General features: G+C 44.9%; 2 protein-coding genes. Both read left to right on the top strand.

All coding sequences use genetic code 11. The features are described from left to right. On the top strand, positions 1-410 hold a 410-nt coding region (locus JMX92_RS13360; RefSeq protein ID WP_201546158.1), incomplete at its 5' end, for a winged helix-turn-helix domain-containing protein. 29 nt (positions 411-439) lie between these two features. Beyond that, positions 440-961: an IS630 family transposase gene (locus JMX92_RS13355; protein ID WP_201541241.1), complete on the top strand. Its 522-nt coding sequence runs from the start codon at positions 440-442 to the stop codon at positions 959-961. The last annotated feature ends 16 nt before the right edge of the window (positions 962-977 follow it).

Raw genomic sequence — 977 nt, 5'->3', positions numbered from 1 at the left:
GACTACGCCTGCTCATCTTATACCAATACAGTATGGGCAAAGCCACTAAAGATATTGCCAAAGACCTCTGCATACATCCTGAAACTGCCAGACGTACATTGAAGCGATATCATGAACGAGGACTTGAGAGTATCTACGATCGTCATCGTCGAGGTCGTCACAGCAAATTGGCAGAAGCAGACATAGCCGCTTTTAAAGCCATGATAGTCTCTGAACAAGAAAAGCGAGCTGGCGGTCGTCTAACCGGCAAAGACATTCAGCAATTGGCTAAAGAACACTACAACGCTCACTACACCGTTAACGGTATCTACGAGCTACTCAAGCGTATTGGTATGAGTTGGATAAGTGCTCGTAGTCAGCATCCAAAAGCCGACATACAAGCTCAAGACGCTTTTAAAAAAACTTTATAGCACAGGTTAAGGCATCACTGCCCACTGATGTGAGCTTAGATCAAGTGGACATCTGGTTTCAAGATGAAACTCGAATAGGACAACAAGGCTCATTGACCAGAGTTTGGCATTACCGCGGTGGGCGACCTCGACTGATCAAGCAGCAACAGTTTCATTCCGCTTATCTGTTTGGTGCCTTTTGTCCAGCGACAAAGAAGGCGGTCGGCTTAGTACTGCCTTCAGTGAATAAACATACTATGTTATTGCATATGCAAGAGATTAGTAAAGCCGTTCCAAAAGGACGTCATGCGGTGGTGGTGATGGATGGCGCATTATGGCATCAACCAAGCTTGAATCAGGCTAATGTCACTATGCTTAAACTACCGCCTTATTCACCTGAGCTCAATCCCTCTGAGAGAGTATGGCAGTACCTTAAGCAAAATGAGCTATCTAATCGTTGTTATGACAGTTATGAGGCTATTGTCGATGCCACTTGCTTGGCTTGGAATAATTTGCTTAAACAGCCACAAAGAATTCGGTCGTTAACTGCTCGTGCTTGGGCGCAACTTTAATTGTTGGGTTTGGTAT

The sequence above is a fragment of the Psychrobacter sp. H7-1 genome (genome assembly GCF_904846585.1).
Taxonomy (GTDB): domain Bacteria; phylum Pseudomonadota; class Gammaproteobacteria; order Pseudomonadales; family Moraxellaceae; genus Psychrobacter; species Psychrobacter raelei.
The sequence above is the reverse complement of the archived record's forward strand: the minus strand, read 5'-3'. Positions and strand labels throughout refer to the sequence as shown.